The following is a 15,638-nucleotide window of genomic DNA, read 5'->3' as shown; positions in this document are numbered from 1 at the left end:
GTCCGGGATGGGACTAGTCCAGGCTGATCGGACCCAGCTCGTCCAACAGTTCACCGGGACCGGGGTTGCCGGCCACGGACGAGCCGCCGAGGTGGTTCACCACGCCCCAGACGGCGTTGAGCCCTGTGGTAACGGCGCCTTCGGCCCAACCCGCGGTGAACGAGACGTCGTCGCCGGCCAGGAAGATACCCCGCTGGCTCTCCGGCAGGTTGTCCTGTTTGAAGTGCGTGAAGAGGCGCTGCTGGTAGCGGTAGTGCCCCGGCAGGTTGGCCTTGAAGGCCCCCATGAAGTTGGGGTCGGCCTCCCAGGAGACCGTGATGGGCTGGCCCACGATATGGCTCGCAATGTCCACACCCGGGTAGATCTGCTCGAGTGAGTGCAGCATGAGCTTGACGCGTTCCTCGGCGCTGAGCGAGAGCCACTTCAGGGCGTCGTCGTTCCACGTGTAGGAAAGCAGGATGACGGCAGGCTTGTCCGGGCCGTCGTCGAGCAGGTACGTTGCCCGGTTGAGCCGGTCGGTCAGGGTCATGGACAACACCTCCCGGCCCGTTTCGGGGTCGATGTCCTTCCAGAACGGCCGGTCCACCATCACGAAGGTCTTGGACGACTGCATGTAGTGCGAGCGCTCGATCGCGGTCCACAGTTCCGAGGGGAACAAGGATTCCTGGGTGTGGATGCGCGTGGACAGCAGCCAGGACTGGCATGTGGTCACGACGGCGGGGTAGCCGGTTTCGCGGCCCCAACGTTCGCGCACCATGAGATCGCCGTTCTCGCCGCGCTCGATGCGGTCCACGGCTCCGCGCGGGGAACCGGAATGCAACGATGCCAGCGAGGTGCCCTCGGGCCAGTGGGCCATGCCCGACGGCGCGTGGTGCCACAGTGCCTCGGGGAGCCGCTGCGCTCCCCCAGTGATGAGCCGGTGCTGGTCATCAGCGTCCGTGTAGACGACGCGCAGGATCTCGAGGATGGAGTTGGGGAAGTCGGTGTCCCATCCGCCGGTACCGAAACCTACCTGCCCGAAGGCCTCGCGATGCGCGAATCCGGCCTCTTTGAAGGACTTGCTTGCGGCGATGAAGCCGTAGAAGGTCTGCTCATCCAGGAGCGGGAGCAGTTCGTTCCAGAGTTCCTTGATGCGGGTGGTGTCCCGGGCCCGGATGGCTTCCTGCATTTCCTGGAACGCCGCGCCGTCATTGACGGCGGCCTTCCAGGCTGCGGCAACTTCGTGGAAGAACTCCGGGAGGTCAGCCGACGTGGCCGCATAGTGTTTCTGCCCGGCCAACTCGATCACCGTGCTTGTTGTTGCGGGCGCGAGCGGGTTGGGGAATTCCTGGGTGTCCAGGCCGAGCAGGTCCACATAGTGGTAGAACGCCTTGCCGGACACCGGGAACCGCATGCCGCCAAGATCTGCCACCACTCCAGGAGCCGAGGGGAAGCCCGCGGTGCGGAGCCGCCCGCCGATCTGGTCAGCCTCGTAGACCACGGGCCGCAGTCCGAGTTTCATGAGCTCGTAGGCCGTGACGAGTCCCGAGAGGCCGGCGCCGATCACTGCGACCTCCGTGCCGTATAGTTCCGGCGGAACAACCGCCAGACCGTCGGGGTGGGCGAGGTAGTGGTCGTAGCTGAACGGGAAGTCGGGGTTCAGCATGGTGATGGGAGCGTCGGCCGGCGTTGCTTGGGAATTCCCCGCGTCCCCCGCGCGGGGTGTGGGTTCCGTGGGCAATTCGGTGGCGATGGTCATGAAAGTTCTGCCTTCACAGTTTCCGGGTCAGGGACCCTTGCGGATAGTTCACGGTAATCCTGTTCGGTCAGGGCCGCTACCTTGGAATTCCGGCGTCCATAGCCGAAGTAGAGGGCGATCCCCACGAGCATCCAGCCACCGAACACCACCCAGGTGTCTGCGCCCAGGTTGGCCATGAGGTAGGCGCACATCAGGGTGCCGAGAACGGGGGTGATCGGGTAAAGCGGCACGCGGAAGCTGCGCTTCAGCTCGGGGCGGTTGCGCCGCAGGTAGATGACGGCGACGTTCACCAGCGCGAACGCGAAGAGGGTGCCGATGCTGGTGGCGTCAGCCAGCGCGCCGAGCGGGACAAGCCCTGCGGTGAGTGCGACGGCGGTGCCCACGATGAGCGTTCCGGCCACCGGGGTGCCGGTGCGCGGGGAAATACGGCCAAAGACCTCGGGGACCAGTCCGTCGCGGGACATGGAGAGCAGGATCCGGGTCTGGCCGTAGAGCACGGTCAGGACGATGCTGGCGATGGCGAGCACGGCTCCGATGGAGAAGACGAGCGCGATCCAGGGCTGCTGGGTGGTTTCCTCCAGGATCTGGACCAGGGCTGCCTCGGTGCCGCCGAACCATTCCCAGGGCCGCGCGCCGATGGCCGCCACGGCGACCAGGACGTAAATGCTGGTCACGATCACCATGGAGAGCAGGATGGCCCGGGGCAGGTCGCGCTTGGGGTTGCGGGCTTCCTCTCCGGCAGTGGAGGCGGCGTCGAAGCCGATGTAGGAGAAGAAGACGCGGGATGCGGCGGCCGAGACACCTGCGGCACCCATCGGCATGAGGGGTTCGAAGTTGCCGGCGTTGAACGCGGTGAAGGCAACGGCGCAGAAGAACAGCAGAATGACAATCTTGATGGTCACGATCGCCGTGTTGATCCACGCGCTCTCCTTGGCGCCCCGCACCAGCAGGATCATCGCGAGGACAACAATCGCCATGGCGGGGATGTTGACCACGCCACCGCTGCCCGGTGGCTGGGACATCGCGTCGGGGAGGAACTGCCCGAACGCTGCCAGGGTTTCGTTTACGTATTGCCCTGCGCCGACGGCCACGGCAGCTACTGAGACGGCGTATTCGAGGACGAGGCACCAACCACAGATCCAGGCCATGCCCTCGCCCATGGTGGCGTAGGAGTAGGAGTAGCTCGAGCCGGCTACGGGTACGAGGCCCGCCATTTCCGCGTAGGACACTGCGGAGAACAGGGCAGCGAGACCCGCCACCACAAAGGAAATCCAGACTGCGGGTCCAGCCAGGGGCACGGATTCGCCGAGGATCACCAGGATCCCGGTGCCAAGGGTGGCGCCGACGCTGATCATGGTCAGTTGGAGGACACCGAAGCTGCGGACCAGTGGTGTTCCACCTTCGCTGCTTCCGGCTTCGCTGACCATCTGCCCGATGGGCTTGCGGCGCAGCAGTTGCGCCCCGAGCCCCGGACGGCGGGCAGCCTCTGCGGCGTGTATTGGCTTGGTCTGGGTGGAGGTAGGCACAGTCACCGTTGACGTCCCTTCAGAGTAGTTTGCGGTTTCCCGTGTCCACCGTAAGCCTGTGAGCCAGCTCTCAGGGCGGTGCAAAATGACCTATAGTGATCAACCATGAGACGTATTGCACAATCAGAACCAACGCCGGAAGCGGCTCTTTCCGGACAGGTCAGTGTTGACCTGTCTGCGATTTCAGACAACATCAAAGCCCTGAAGAAGCGCACCGCCGCGCCGTATTTCATGGCCGTCGTCAAAGGTAACGGCTATGGGCACGGCCTGGTGGATGTAGCCCGCACTGCAGTCAAGGCAGGGGCTGACTGGCTGGGAACTGCGCAGCTGAGCGAAGCCATCACCTTGCGCAAGGCGGGCATCACCGTGCCGGTCTTGTCCTGGCTTTATCTGGCATCCCAGACCAGCGCAACCATCCGAGAGGCACTCGAATACGACGTCGACGTTTCGCTTGGGAGCGTCGGCCAGCTAGAGGTGCTGGCGGGGATCGCGGGGCAATTGGGACGCCCCGCCGTCGTACACCTGGAACTGGACAGCGGCCTCAGCCGCGGCGGCGCGCGAAAGGAAGACTGGCCGGAGCTCGTGGCCCATGCGCGAAAGGCCGAGCAGGACGGCACTGTGCTGGTACGCGGCATCTGGACGCACCTGGCCTGGGCCGATGTTCCCGCACACCCGGGCAACGCAGCCGCCGTGGCGGAATTCGAGGACGCCGTGCGCGAAGCCAGGGCCGCCGGTCTGGACCCGCAACTCCGGCACGTATCCAGCTCGGCCAACATCCTGGAGCGGGCCGAATTCCATTTCGACATGGTCCGGGCCGGACTGGCCATCTACGGGCTAGCCCCCGCGGACCACCTGGATCCTGCCGACTTCGGACTGCGCCCCGCGCTGAGCGTCACCGCACCGCTCGTCATGGTCAAGAAAGTCCCCGCGGGAACAGGCGTCAGCTACGAACACCAAGCCATCACGCATGAGCCGCGCTATCTCGGTCTCATCCCCTTGGGCTACGCAGACGGCATCCCCAAGGGCATCAGCGGCCGCAGCCTGGTCCAGATCGCCGGACGGAAAGTCCCCGTGATCGGCAAGGTGTGCATGGACCAGTTCATGGTGGACCTCGGCCCGGATGCGTCCGGCATCGCCGTCGGAGACACGGCTGTACTGTTCGGCGATCCGGCCGAAGGGGCTGCGAGCGCGGACGATTGGGGCGCCGCGATCGGAAGCCATGGCGACGAAATCATCAACCGGATCGCGCCCCGCCTCCCCCGCGCGTATGAGTCCAGTGCCTACGAATGCCCCGATTACCAGGAGCTTGCAGTCAGGGAGGCACCGAGCGATGTCGCCTGAGCCGAGCCAGGGTCGACTGAGTTTTGTCACACTCGATCAGTTCCTCAAGCAGCTGCCGCCCGAGTTGGAGATACTCCACGACGGCGGCAGCGGCGGGGAGCTGCTGCGCTGGGTCGAGCCAAGCGAACTGGACGATCCCACCCCCTACCTGCCGGAAGGGGAGTTCCTGCTGACCGCGGGGCTCCCTTTCCTGGGCGACGGCGGTTCCCAAGAGAACGTTGACGCTTACGTGAAGCGGCTGGTCGGGGCTAAGGTTGCGGCACTGGGGTTCGGGATCAGGCCGTATTTCGACGCCGTCCCGTCCGAGCTGCTCAAGGCGTGCCGCCGGCACAAGCTCACGTTGATTGAGATCCCGGAGTCCATCCCGTTCGCCGCGATCGGGCTGGAGTTCTCCCAGCTCCTGGAATCGGACAACGCGAAGGTCTTCCGCCAACTCGCGGACACCAACAGGCAACTCATGCGGGCTGTCCTCTCCCCCGGCCTGAACACGAACTGCTCGCCGCCCTGGTCCAAAAGGCGCCTGTCTGGGCCCTGCTGGTCGGCGCGGACGGGCGCATCCGTGCGCGGGCCCACGCCGCCGGCGGCAGCACCGGCGTCGAGCATTCACTCCTGGAGCCCATGCTGGAACGGCTCCTTTCGGGCAGCGGGCCGCGCGTTGAGGTGGACGGCTTTGAGCAGCCGGGCTCCGCGATGGTTTTCGGCCACCCGCTGCGGAGCACCAAGGACGCCAACCTCGGCGCCTTGGTTCTGGGCTCGGACGTTGCGCTGACTCCCGCCCAGAACAGCGTGGTGCAGTCAGTGGTGGGGCTGTTGGAGTTGCTGGTCCGGCAGCGCACCAGCGGCTCGCTCGCGCCGAGCCAGTTGGCTACAGCATTGCTCCTGCACCCGGAGAGCCTTGCCGCTGGCAGTACGCGGCACATCAACGGGCTCAAGGACCTCCTCGCGCAAAGCGTGGCCTCCACACGCTCCGCTCCCCTGCGCGTGGTCCAGGGCATCAAAGTGGACTCTCCTGAATGGCCCGCCGGCGACAGCCCCGTGCGCGAGCTATTGCAGTGGCGGCGCCTCTTCGACACCAAACTCGTGGAAATCACCGATTACGGATTCGCTGCGATCACACGGCTCAAAGTTGACGACGCCCTGCTGGCCGACATCGAGAAACTCGGATGGCGGCTGGTCATCGGGGATCCCACGGAACTGACGGGGCTCGCGGCAGCGCATCAGCGCGTCACGTCGCTCCGCAGCCGTGTGCAATCGAGTGGCAAGAGCGCCCGGGTCGACGAGGTCACGTGGTCCGTGACCGGGCTCCTGGGCCGTGAGGCCGGGTCCATGTTGGCCGCGCGGCTGCTTGAACCGGTACTCACCTTGGAGCCCGAACGACGGGATCCTCTGTTGGCCGTGCTCCGGGGCTGGCTAAGCGAGAACGGCAGCTGGGATGCCTCCGCCAAACTACTGGGCCTGCACCGCAACAGCGTGCGCCGCCAGATTGGCCTGCTCGCCGAATTGCTCGACGCCGACCTGAACCAGGCCCAAGTGCGTGCCGAACTCTGGATAGCGCTGCAGTACACGGACGAGTTGGTGGGTGGCGGGGATGGCGGCCTATGGGAGAAGTCGCTCAAGGTGGGCGGGTATTAGGCGGTGGCCGCGGAGCCCGTCGTCGGGGATGTCGACCGGATCGGCAGGAACTCGCTCCGTGCGAACTATTTTGGAAATATCGTTATCGTCATATTCATTCAGTAAATAACCCGGAATTCCAGTTTGTTGCGTCTTGAATGTGGTCATATTCCACTTATCGCGCTGCCAGTCGGGGATGATCCCAACTAAGGGCCATCCGTCCATCTTGAATCCGAGGGGACCGAACCGAAGGACAGCTATCGCGTCGGTCGGGTTGAGTGCAGCGTAGCCGGGTTCGAGTTCAAGGATTCCTGGAGGAAAGAAATAGCCAATCATTGCATTCCCGCGCCCCATGCGAGATACAACTCCAACCACATCCCCTTTGTTGGTAGGGACTTCGAAAATCGTACCTTCAGTCAATCTCAATCGGGCCACTGTCATTTCCCTTCGCACAGGCGCCGCAGGTAGTCTTGCCCGGCTTTCATGTAGGTCCCGTAATTCGGGTTAATGAGTGAAATTCCACGACCGCTCCGCCTGCTGCGGCGACTTCCGTGGCTTCCGACTATCAGTGCGACGTTACCAACGATCTGTTGCGTTTCTGGCGACCCGGTCCAAGGCTGCCACCGCGCTTATCCGGAATCCCGGCATTAGAGAAACAGGACTACGAGTCCCACTCGCGGTACAACTCCGGGCGCCGTTCACGCAGGTACGGCACTTGTTCCCGGGCCGTCTTGACGCTTTCCGTGGAGATCTCGGCGAAAAGCAGCGCCGCCCCGTCACCGGCGGCAGCCAACAGAGAGCCATCCGGACCGGCGACTACGCTTCCGCCGAGGAAGTCACAGCCGTCCTCGTGCCCGCTGTGGTTGGCGTAGGCCACGGTGAGCTGGCTTTCCAGGGCCCTCGCACGGATCAGTACCTGAGGCACGGCATCGAAGCCCGCGGACAAAGCGGTGGGGACCAGGAGAAGTTCGGCACCTCGCGTTGCCGCGGCACGGACGGCCTCCGGGAATTCGACGTCATAGCAAATCAGCAGCGACGTCTTGATGCCGTCGAAGTCGACGACGGCGGGAGCTGCTTGGGCGGCGGAGAACGCCTTGCGCTCTTCGGCGCCGAAGAGGTGCACTTTGTTGTAGTCCAGGAGCACGGTTCCGCGTGCGTCCAGGAGTGTGGCGGAGATGTGCCAGCCACCGTCGGCAGCTGGCGCCGGGAGGCTGTAGACCAGCCCGATTGCGTGCGTGCGGGCGATGTCCGCAAGGCGCTGCCGGATATCGGGAAGCGCCAATGGGTCGAAATCGCTGTGGATCCTGAGCGGGGCGTAGCCCACGGGGAAGAGCTCCGGGGTCAGCAGGAGGGCAGAGCCGGCCGCGGCAGCGCGTTGTGCTGCCGCGTCGATCACTCTCAGATTGGCGTCGATGTCCAGGACAACAGCGTTGGCCTGCAGGACAGACAGCAGCATCTTTACCACCTCAATAGCACCTTGCATCCCCGGGCAATCGTTCTTTTGTAGACATAACCGGGATTCCTCGTGGTTCCAGCGTAGCCAGCCCCTGAGCGCTGACGAAGGACAAATGGACCCGCAAAGGGCCGAACGGGGATGGTTCGTACATGCCAAGGGCAAAGTCCATGACCACGACGCAACTTTGGAACGTTGCGTTAACTTCTTGACTGCAACTGTGATTTGGGGCACGCTTCATGTCATGCCTGCAACATCCCGCTCGACGAAGAGCCACCGCAAGAACCCCGGCTCGCAATCAGCGCTGCGCCACCTGAACCAACAGCGGCTCATCGAATGCCTGCTGAGCGGCCCATCCACCCAGGCCGAGCTCGCCAGGCAAACCGGTCTTTCCACGGCCACAGTGTCCAACATCGTCAAGATCATGCAGGACGCCGGGCTTGTCTCCACCGAGCCGATCACCAGCTCCGGGCGCCGGGCCCTGAACGTCAGACTCAACAGCAACGGCGCCGTGGCGGTGGGAATCGATTTTGGCCGGCGCCACCTGCGGGTCGTCCTGGCGTCGCTGGGCTACCACATCATCGTCGAGGAAACAGTCACCCTCCCCCTCGGCCACCACGCCGAACAGGGCATCAGCGCCGCCGTCGCGCTCCTCGACAAACTGCTGCTGGAAAGCGGTGTTGACCGGAGCGCGGTAGTGGGCGCCGGGGCCGGCATCGCGGGCCCCATCGACCGCCGTTCCGGTACGGTGGCGCAGGGGGCCATCCTGCCTGAATGGGTGGGAATCCAGATTCTCGAACGGCTTGAGGAAGCCCTCAATCTGCCCGTATACGTTGACAACGACGCCAATCTGGGTGCCCTGTCCGAGGTCACGTGGGGGCCGCACAGCGGGATCAGCAACCTCATGTTCCTCAAGATCGGTTCCGGCATCGGCGCGGGCCTCATCATCAATGGTGCGCCCTACTACGGGGCGGTGGGAATCACGGGAGAGATCGGCCATGCGACCATCCACGAATACGGCGCCATCTGCCGCTGCGGCAACCGGGGCTGCCTGGAAACCATGGCTTCCACCACCACCATGATCGAGCTGCTAGGCAAGGGTTCAGGCGTGCACCTCGAGCCTGAGGACATTGTCCGAAACGCCCTGGCCAGGGACTCTGCAACCCTCCGCGTCGTGGACGACGCCGGACTCGCGGTGGGGCGCGCCCTGGGCAATGTGGCCAATCTCATAAACCCGGAAGTCATCGTGGTGGGCGGCCCGCTTGCCGGCCTCGGAGACATCCTCCTCGACCCGATCCGGCGCGGCCTCGTCCGCCATGCGGTGCCCGTGATCGGCGAGACAACGCACTTGGCAATGTCGTCGCTCGGTGCCAGGGCGGAGGCCCTCGGGGCGGCCGCTTTGGTGTTCCAGCACGCCGGCATCAAGCAGTCCTGAACATTTCGTTACCACGCTGTTACCGCCGTCTTGCGTTAAAGTCTTGACGACAAGCGGTGTGATCCAGTTTACTTTCACATCAGATAGGCTCGCCATCCGCGGGCCGACAACGACGTCAAACATTGGAGGCGCAAGGGTATGTCGACCCCCGTAACGCACCAGGACCCGGTCCTTCTCGAGATGCGGTCCATCACCAAGGAATTCCCCGGCGTCAAGGCGCTCTCGAACGTTAGCCTCCGGGTCAAGGTGGGCGAGATCCACGCTATCTGCGGCGAAAACGGAGCAGGCAAGTCCACGTTGATGAAGGTGCTTTCAGGGGTCTACCCCTACGGCAGCTACGACGGCGACATCGTGTACCAGGCGGAAGTCCAGCAGTTCAGGGACATCCGGGCGAGCGAGCAGGCCGGAATCGTCATCATCCACCAGGAACTCGCGCTGATCCCGGAACTGTCCATCACGGAGAACATCTTCCTCGGCAACGAACCCGTCCGACGCGGCATCATCGACTGGGCCGAGGCCCGCAAGCGCTCGGTTGAACTCCTCGCCAGGGTCGGCTTGCGCGAGGATCCTGATACCCCCATCAAGGAAATCGGCGTCGGCAAGCAGCAGCTGGTGGAAATCGCCAAGGCCTTGAACAAGTCCGTCAAGCTGCTCATCCTGGATGAGCCGACTGCTGCCCTCAACGAATCGGACTCCCAGCACCTGTTGGACCTCATCCTCGGCCTCAAGGGCCGGGGCATCACGTCCATCATGATTTCCCACAAGCTCAACGAGATCGAGCAGATCGCGGACGAGATCACCATCATCCGCGACGGCAAGTCGATCGAGACGCTCAACGTGAAGGAAGACGGCGTCGACGAGGACCGGATCATCAAGGGCATGGTCGGCCGGACGCTCGAGTCCCGCTTCCCGGACCACACACCGAAGATCGGTGAGGTGTTCTTCGAAGTCAAGGACTGGAATGTCGGGCACCCCCAGATCCAGGACCGCTTGGTCTGCAAGAACTCCAACTTCCATGTGCGCCGCGGCGAAATCGTGGGATTCGCGGGTCTGATGGGCGCCGGACGAACCGAGCTTGCCCGCTCCGTCTTCGGCCACTCCTACGGCCGGTTCATCTCGGGTCAGGTGTACAAGGACGGTAAGCCCATCACCATGCGCAGCGTCCGCCAAGCGATCGACGCCGGTCTTGGCTACGTCACCGAGGACCGCAAGAGCCTGGGGCTGAACCTCCTGGACGACATCAAGACCACCACGGTGTCTGCCAACTTGAAGAAAGTCAGCCGGGGAATCGTCGTCGACACCAACAAAGAATTCATGGTGGCGGAGCAATACCGGAAGTCGCTGCGGACCAAGACCCCGTCAGTGGAGGAAGGCGTGTCGAAGCTCTCCGGCGGCAACCAGCAGAAGGTTGTGCTCGCCAAATGGATGTTCACCGATCCTGACCTTCTCATCCTGGATGAACCCACCCGCGGAATCGATGTCGGGGCCAAGTACGAGATCTACGGCATCATCCAACAGCTGGCCAACCAAGGGAAGGGCGTGATTGTGATTTCCTCCGAACTCCCCGAGTTGCTGGGCCTCTCGGACCGCATCTACACCATCTTCGAGGGCTCCATCACTGGCGTACTGAACAAGGACGAAGCCAGCCAGGAGAGCCTCATGAAGCTCATGACATCCAGCCGCAAAGCCGCCTGACCCCGGTCATCTCCAGAACCACACGGACACAAGGACCCAAAACAATGAACGCGCTCAAGAAGCTATTCGGTGGCAACACCCGCCAATTCGGCATGATCTTCGCCCTGGTTGCACTCGTCATCTTCTTCCAGATCTTCACCTCGGGCCGCACGCTTACCCCGGGCAACGTCATCAACCTTTTCAACGGCAACTCCTACATCCTGATCCTGGCCATCGGTATGGTCCTGGTGATCATCGCCGGCCACATCGACCTTTCCGTAGGTTCGGTTGCGGCCTTCGTCGGCATCTCGGTGGCACTGGCCATCAGGGACTGGCACCTGCCCTGGTATGCAGCCGTGCTGTTCGGACTCCTGCTCGGTGCCCTGATCGGCGCCTGGCAAGGATTCTGGACGGCTTATGTCGGCATTCCGGCATTCATCGTGACCCTGGCGGGCATGTTGTTGTTCCGCGGTTTCAACCAGTTCGTCGGCAAGTCCAACACCGTTCCGGTCCCCGAAGACTTCCAGTACCTGGGCTCCGGCTACCTGCCTGAAGTAGGGCCCAGCACGGGATTCAACAACCTGACGGTCCTCCTGGGACTCATTGCTGTTGCCTTCGTGATCACCAGTGAAATCCGTTCCCGCCGCACTGCCCAGGCATTGGGTGCCGAGGTTCCTGAAGGCTGGGTGATGGTCACCAAGCTCGTGCTGGTCAACGCAGCCATCCTCTACGCCACCTACCTGTTCGCCACCGGCCGCACCGGCACGTCGTTCCCCATCCCCGGCCTCATCCTGGCCGTGCTGGTCCTGATCTATGGCTTTATTTCCGCCAAGACGGTCATCGGGCGGCACATCTACGCGGTCGGTGGCAACCGCCACGCGGCCGAGCTCTCCGGGGTTCAGTCCAAGAAGGTCAATTTCATGGTCATGATGAACATGTCCATCCTGGCCGGACTCGCCGGCATGATCTTCGTTGGCCGCTCCACCGCTTCAGGTCCGTTCGACGGCGTCGGCTGGGAACTGGACGCCATTGCCGCCGTCTTCATCGGTGGTGCAGCAGTTACCGGTGGCGTGGGCACCGTGATCGGCTCCATCGTCGGTGGCCTGGTCATGGCTGTCCTCAACAACGGCCTCCAACTCCTCGGCGTCGGTGCAGACCTTACCCAGATCATCAAGGGCCTCGTGCTGCTCGCCGCAGTCGCCTTCGACGTCTACAACAAGACCCAGGGCAAGAAATCGATCATCGGAATGATGATGAAGAACTTCGGCCGGAGCAGCGAAATCGCTCCGGACGAGACAACCTCAACCAAGGAAGTCATCTCGAAGGAAGCCTGATCGGCTTCAGGACAACGTGTTCCATCCACAACAAAGAAAGCGAACCAAGTTATGCGAATGTTTGGTAAAGCAGGAAAGGCAGCAGCAGTAGCTGCGATCGCGGCACTGGCGCTGACGGCCTGCGGCCGTACGGACAGCGGCACCTCCGGTGGTTCATCAAGCGGCGGTGAGGCATTCCCCAAGGGTTCCTCGATCGGCGTCGCGCTCCCCCAGAAAACGAGCGAAAACTGGGTCCTGGCGGAGAAGCTGTTCAATGACGGGCTCACGAGCGCAGGCTTCAAGCCGGATGTGCAGTTCGCCAACGGCGGCGTTTCGGAGCAGCAGAACCAGATCAGCGCCATGGTCACCAAGGGCGACAAGGTCATCATCGTTGGTGCAATCGACGGCGCACAGCTTGGCACGCAGCTCAAGCAGGCCAAGGACGCGGGCGCCACGGTCATCGCCTACGACCGTCTCCTGCTGAACACCGCCAACGTGGACTACTACGTGGCCTATGACAACTTCAAGGTCGGCGTGCTCCAGGGTCAGGCCCTGCTGGACGGGCTGAAGACCAAGAAGGCGAGCGGCCCGTACAACATCGAGCTGTTCGCAGGCTCCCCCGATGACGCCAATGCGAAGGTCTTCTTCGACGGCGCCATGAGCATCCTGCAGCCGAAGATCGACGACGGGACCCTCAAGGTGGTTTCCGGACAGAAGTCGTTTGAACAGGCCGTGACCCAGGGCTGGAAGGCAGAGAACGCCCAGAAGCGCATGGATACCCTGCTTGCAGGCACGTACACCAGTGCCTCCCTGGACGGTGTGCTGTCCCCGAACGACACCCTGGCCCGCGCCGTCCTGACCTCGGTCAAGGCCGCAGGCAAGCCGCTGCCGATCGTGACCGGCCAGGACTCGGAAGTTGAGTCGGTCAAGTCCATCCTTGCGGGTGAGCAGTACTCCACCATCAACAAGGACACCCGCAAGCTCGTTGAGCACGCCATCACCATGGCCAAGGATCTGCAGGCAGGCAAGCAGCTGGAAATCAACGACACCAAGTCCTACAACAACGGCGTCAAGACCGTGCCGGCTTACCTGCTTCCTCCGGTCATCGTGACCAAGGACAACGTGAAGACGGCTTACGTGGACGATCCGGTACTCGGCCCGCTCACCAAGTAGTACTAGCGTTTCAAGCACCACAACGACGGCGGCCATCCCCACTGAAGGGGGTGGCCGCCGTCGTCGTGTCCGGAGCGATCCGCCGTCGGGGCAACACTTCACAGGCCCCGCATAGCTTCGGCTGAACAGCCGCACAGCCGCGGTGAGCACTCTTAGGTGAGCAGGCGCGCCGCTGGGGCGGGCCGGGTCCAAAGGAGAAACGTGAGCGTCCTCGCCCGGAGTGTAGGCAATGCCTTCCGCAACAAGATAAGAACCGCGGCTGTGGTGGCAGTTCTGGCAGTCGCAATCGGGCTGGCACTGGCCATGCTCGTGGCCAACCAAGCCGTTGGCGGCAAAGTCCAGGAGCTCAACGCCTCCGTGGGCACGGTCCTGACCGTGAACCCCGCCGGCGCGCAAGGCTTTGATGGCGGCGGCGAGCCGCTCACTACGGCCCAGACCGCGACGGCGGCAGCCGTACCGAACGTCGTTTCCGTGGTGGGCACCAAGGCACTGCGGTTGCAGACCGAAACGGCAGCTTCGAACTCAACCACCGGCACGACGACGCAGCAGGCCGGACCGGGAGGCGGACCTGGCGGCGGCACCAGCGTCTCCACGAACCTCCAAGCAGCCATCGATGCCGGCACCCTCGGCAATCGCAACAACGCCAGCGGCAGCACCGGCTCGGGCACCACAGGAACCGCGCCGACGTTCTCGCTACCCATCACGGCCACCGGCATCGGCGCCGAGGTGGACACAGCCGGCAAGGCCTTGAGCATCACGAGCGGTACGGGCCTGGGCGACTACACCGTGGCCGGCACCAAGGCCCTCGTCGGCACGACTCTCGCCGAGAAGAACAGCCTCAAGGTTGGCTCAACGTTTACGATCGCCGGCAAGACGTTCACGGTGGCCGGTATCTTCGATGCGGGCACCACGTTCGGCAACAACGCCGTCTACACAACGCTGGCAGAGGCCCAGGCTCTCGCCGCAACTCCTGGCGAACTTTCCAGCATGGTTGTGACAGTCAACAGCATGGAGAACGTGGACGCTGCCAAGACTGCGCTGCAGGCTGCCCTGGGATCCGGCAAGGCCGACGTGACCCAGGGCCAGCGAAACCTCCAGACTGCCGTCAGTTCATTGGACAGCGTCAAGAACATTTCGTTGGTGGCCTTCATCGCCGCCTTGGGCACGGCGGGCCTGATCATCCTGCTCATCATGGTCATGCTGGTCCGCGAGCGCCGTCGTGAGATCGGAGTCCTCAAAGCCATCGGCGCCCGCAACCGGACCATCGGCTTGCAGTTCGTGCTCGAAGCCCTGGTCCTCGTGGCGCTCGGCAGCGTCGTGGGGGCTGCCATTGCTTCCGTCGCCAGCGGCGGCATCGCTTCGGCGCTCATCAGTTCCAACAGCACGACGGCGGCGACCGGCCAGCGCGGGCCCGGCGGCGGAGGCTTCGGGCCCGGTGGGAATCCCTTCGGCGGAGCCTCCCAGCTGCTCACCTCCGTCACCGCAAGCGCCTCCCCCGCCGTCATCGCCGCCGGAGTGGCCGCGGTCTTCGGCGTCGCCGTCGTGGGCGCACTGGTACCAGCGCTCCTCACTGCCCGCATCCGCCCCATCGAAGTCCTCCGAGGAGAATAGCCATGATTGAAGTCAAAGACCTGGTCCGCCAATTCAAGTCCGGCGACCGCACCATCAAGCCCGTCAACGGCGTGAGCTTCGAACTCGAAAAAGGCACCCTCGCCTCCATCGTGGGCAAGAGCGGCAGCGGCAAGAGCACCTTGCTCTCCCTGCTGGGCGCCCTGGACAAGCCCACCAGCGGCGACGTGGTGGTGGATGGGGTCAGCCTGGCCGGGCTGCCCGATGGCAAGCTCACTGAATACCGTCGCCGGGACATCGGCTTCGTCTTCCAGCAATTCAACTTGATCCCCAACCTTTCCGCCGTGGACAACGTGATGCTGCCCATGGAATTCGCCGGAATGCGGAAGGCCGCCAGGCTGGAGCGGGCGCGGTCCCTGCTGGAGCAGGTGCAGCTGGATCCGGAGAAACAGTCCCGTCGCGTCAACAAGCTCTCGGGCGGCGAGCAGCAGCGGGTTGCCATCGCCCGGGCACTGGCCAATGAGCCCAAGCTCATCCTGGCCGACGAGCCCACCGGAAATCTCGATGAGCAGACCGGCGAGCACATCATCGAATTGCTCAGTTCGCTGAGCCGGGACCACAACACCACCATTCTTGTGGTGACGCACGACCGGAGCCTGGCACAGAAGACCGAGCGGCGCTTCAGGCTGCAGCAGGGCAAACTGAGCGAGGAAACTGCGCGTCCGAGGGTCGCCGCAGGGGCCTGATGCTATCGCTGAAAAGTCATTGAGGGACAGAAGGGCCGGGAATCGAATGGTTCCCGGCC

The 15,638-nt window shown here is 63.7% G+C and carries 11 protein-coding genes and 1 pseudogene; 8 read left to right on the top strand and 4 right to left on the bottom strand.

The genetic code is table 11. The features are described 5' to 3' along the window. Nucleotides 1–13: 13 nt before the first annotated feature. Nucleotides 14–1,738 (bottom strand): flavin monoamine oxidase family protein, encoded by a 1,725-nt coding sequence (locus ACX5I4_RS05750; protein WP_461835824.1) that lies wholly within the window; start codon nt 1,736–1,738, stop codon nt 14–16. Further along, nucleotides 1,735–3,165, bottom strand: coding sequence for an amino acid permease (locus tag ACX5I4_RS05745; RefSeq protein ID WP_461838658.1), 1,431 nt, complete (start codon nt 3,163–3,165; stop codon nt 1,735–1,737). Before ACX5I4_RS05745 ends, ACX5I4_RS05750 begins: the two co-directional genes overlap by 4 nt. Before the next feature lie 204 nt (nt 3,166–3,369). On the opposite strand from ACX5I4_RS05745, the gene alr reads away from it, so the two are divergent. Continuing rightward, a complete protein-coding gene (gene alr, locus ACX5I4_RS05740; RefSeq protein WP_461835823.1) occupies nt 3,370–4,605 on the top strand; it encodes an alanine racemase in 1,236 nt (411 codons plus the stop codon). Next, nucleotides 4,595–6,237, top strand: a pseudogene (locus tag ACX5I4_RS05735) (PucR family transcriptional regulator). Before alr ends, ACX5I4_RS05735 begins: the two are co-directional and overlap by 11 nt. On the opposite strand, the gene ACX5I4_RS05730 reads toward ACX5I4_RS05735, so the two are convergent. Continuing rightward, a complete protein-coding gene (locus ACX5I4_RS05730) occupies nt 6,202–6,651 on the bottom strand; it encodes a hypothetical protein (protein WP_461835822.1) in 450 nt (149 codons plus the stop codon). The pseudogene ACX5I4_RS05735 and the gene ACX5I4_RS05730 overlap by 36 nt on opposite strands. A gap of 226 nt (nt 6,652–6,877) precedes the next feature. Further along, nucleotides 6,878–7,672: a nitrilase-related carbon-nitrogen hydrolase gene (locus ACX5I4_RS05725; RefSeq protein ID WP_461835821.1), complete on the bottom strand. Its 795-nt coding sequence runs from the start codon at nt 7,670–7,672 to the stop codon at nt 6,878–6,880. Between the two features lie 241 nt (nt 7,673–7,913). Here ACX5I4_RS05725 and ACX5I4_RS05720 point away from each other — a divergent pair, with 241 nt between their 5' ends. The 6 genes from ACX5I4_RS05720 to ACX5I4_RS05695 all read left to right on the top strand — a co-directional run bounded on the left by ACX5I4_RS05720 (nt 7,914) and on the right by ACX5I4_RS05695 (nt 15,579). Further along, nucleotides 7,914–9,104, top strand: coding sequence for an ROK family transcriptional regulator (locus ACX5I4_RS05720; protein ID WP_461835820.1), 1,191 nt, complete (start codon nt 7,914–7,916; stop codon nt 9,102–9,104). Between the two features lie 138 nt (nt 9,105–9,242). Beyond that, a complete protein-coding gene (mmsA, locus tag ACX5I4_RS05715; RefSeq protein WP_461835819.1) occupies nt 9,243–10,799 on the top strand; it encodes a multiple monosaccharide ABC transporter ATP-binding protein in 1,557 nt (518 codons plus the stop codon). 44 nt (nt 10,800–10,843) lie between these two features. Then, on the top strand, nt 10,844–12,112 hold the full coding sequence (mmsB, locus tag ACX5I4_RS05710) for a multiple monosaccharide ABC transporter permease (RefSeq protein WP_461835818.1): 1,269 nt from the start codon (nt 10,844–10,846) through the stop codon (nt 12,110–12,112). A gap of 51 nt (nt 12,113–12,163) precedes the next feature. After that, nucleotides 12,164–13,264, top strand: coding sequence for a substrate-binding domain-containing protein (locus ACX5I4_RS05705; RefSeq protein ID WP_461835817.1), 1,101 nt, complete (start codon nt 12,164–12,166; stop codon nt 13,262–13,264). A 201-nt stretch (nt 13,265–13,465) separates the two neighbouring features. Beyond that, on the top strand, nt 13,466–14,875 hold the full coding sequence (locus ACX5I4_RS05700; protein ID WP_461835816.1) for an ABC transporter permease: 1,410 nt from the start codon (nt 13,466–13,468) through the stop codon (nt 14,873–14,875). A gap of 2 nt (nt 14,876–14,877) precedes the next feature. Further along, a complete protein-coding gene (locus ACX5I4_RS05695) occupies nt 14,878–15,579 on the top strand; it encodes an ABC transporter ATP-binding protein (RefSeq protein WP_461835815.1) in 702 nt (233 codons plus the stop codon). The last annotated feature ends 59 nt before the right edge of the window (nt 15,580–15,638 follow it).

The organism is Arthrobacter sp. MMS24-S77, from assembly GCF_054888235.1.
Note: the sequence above shows the minus strand (reverse complement) of the source record. Positions and strands in the feature narration are given on the sequence as shown.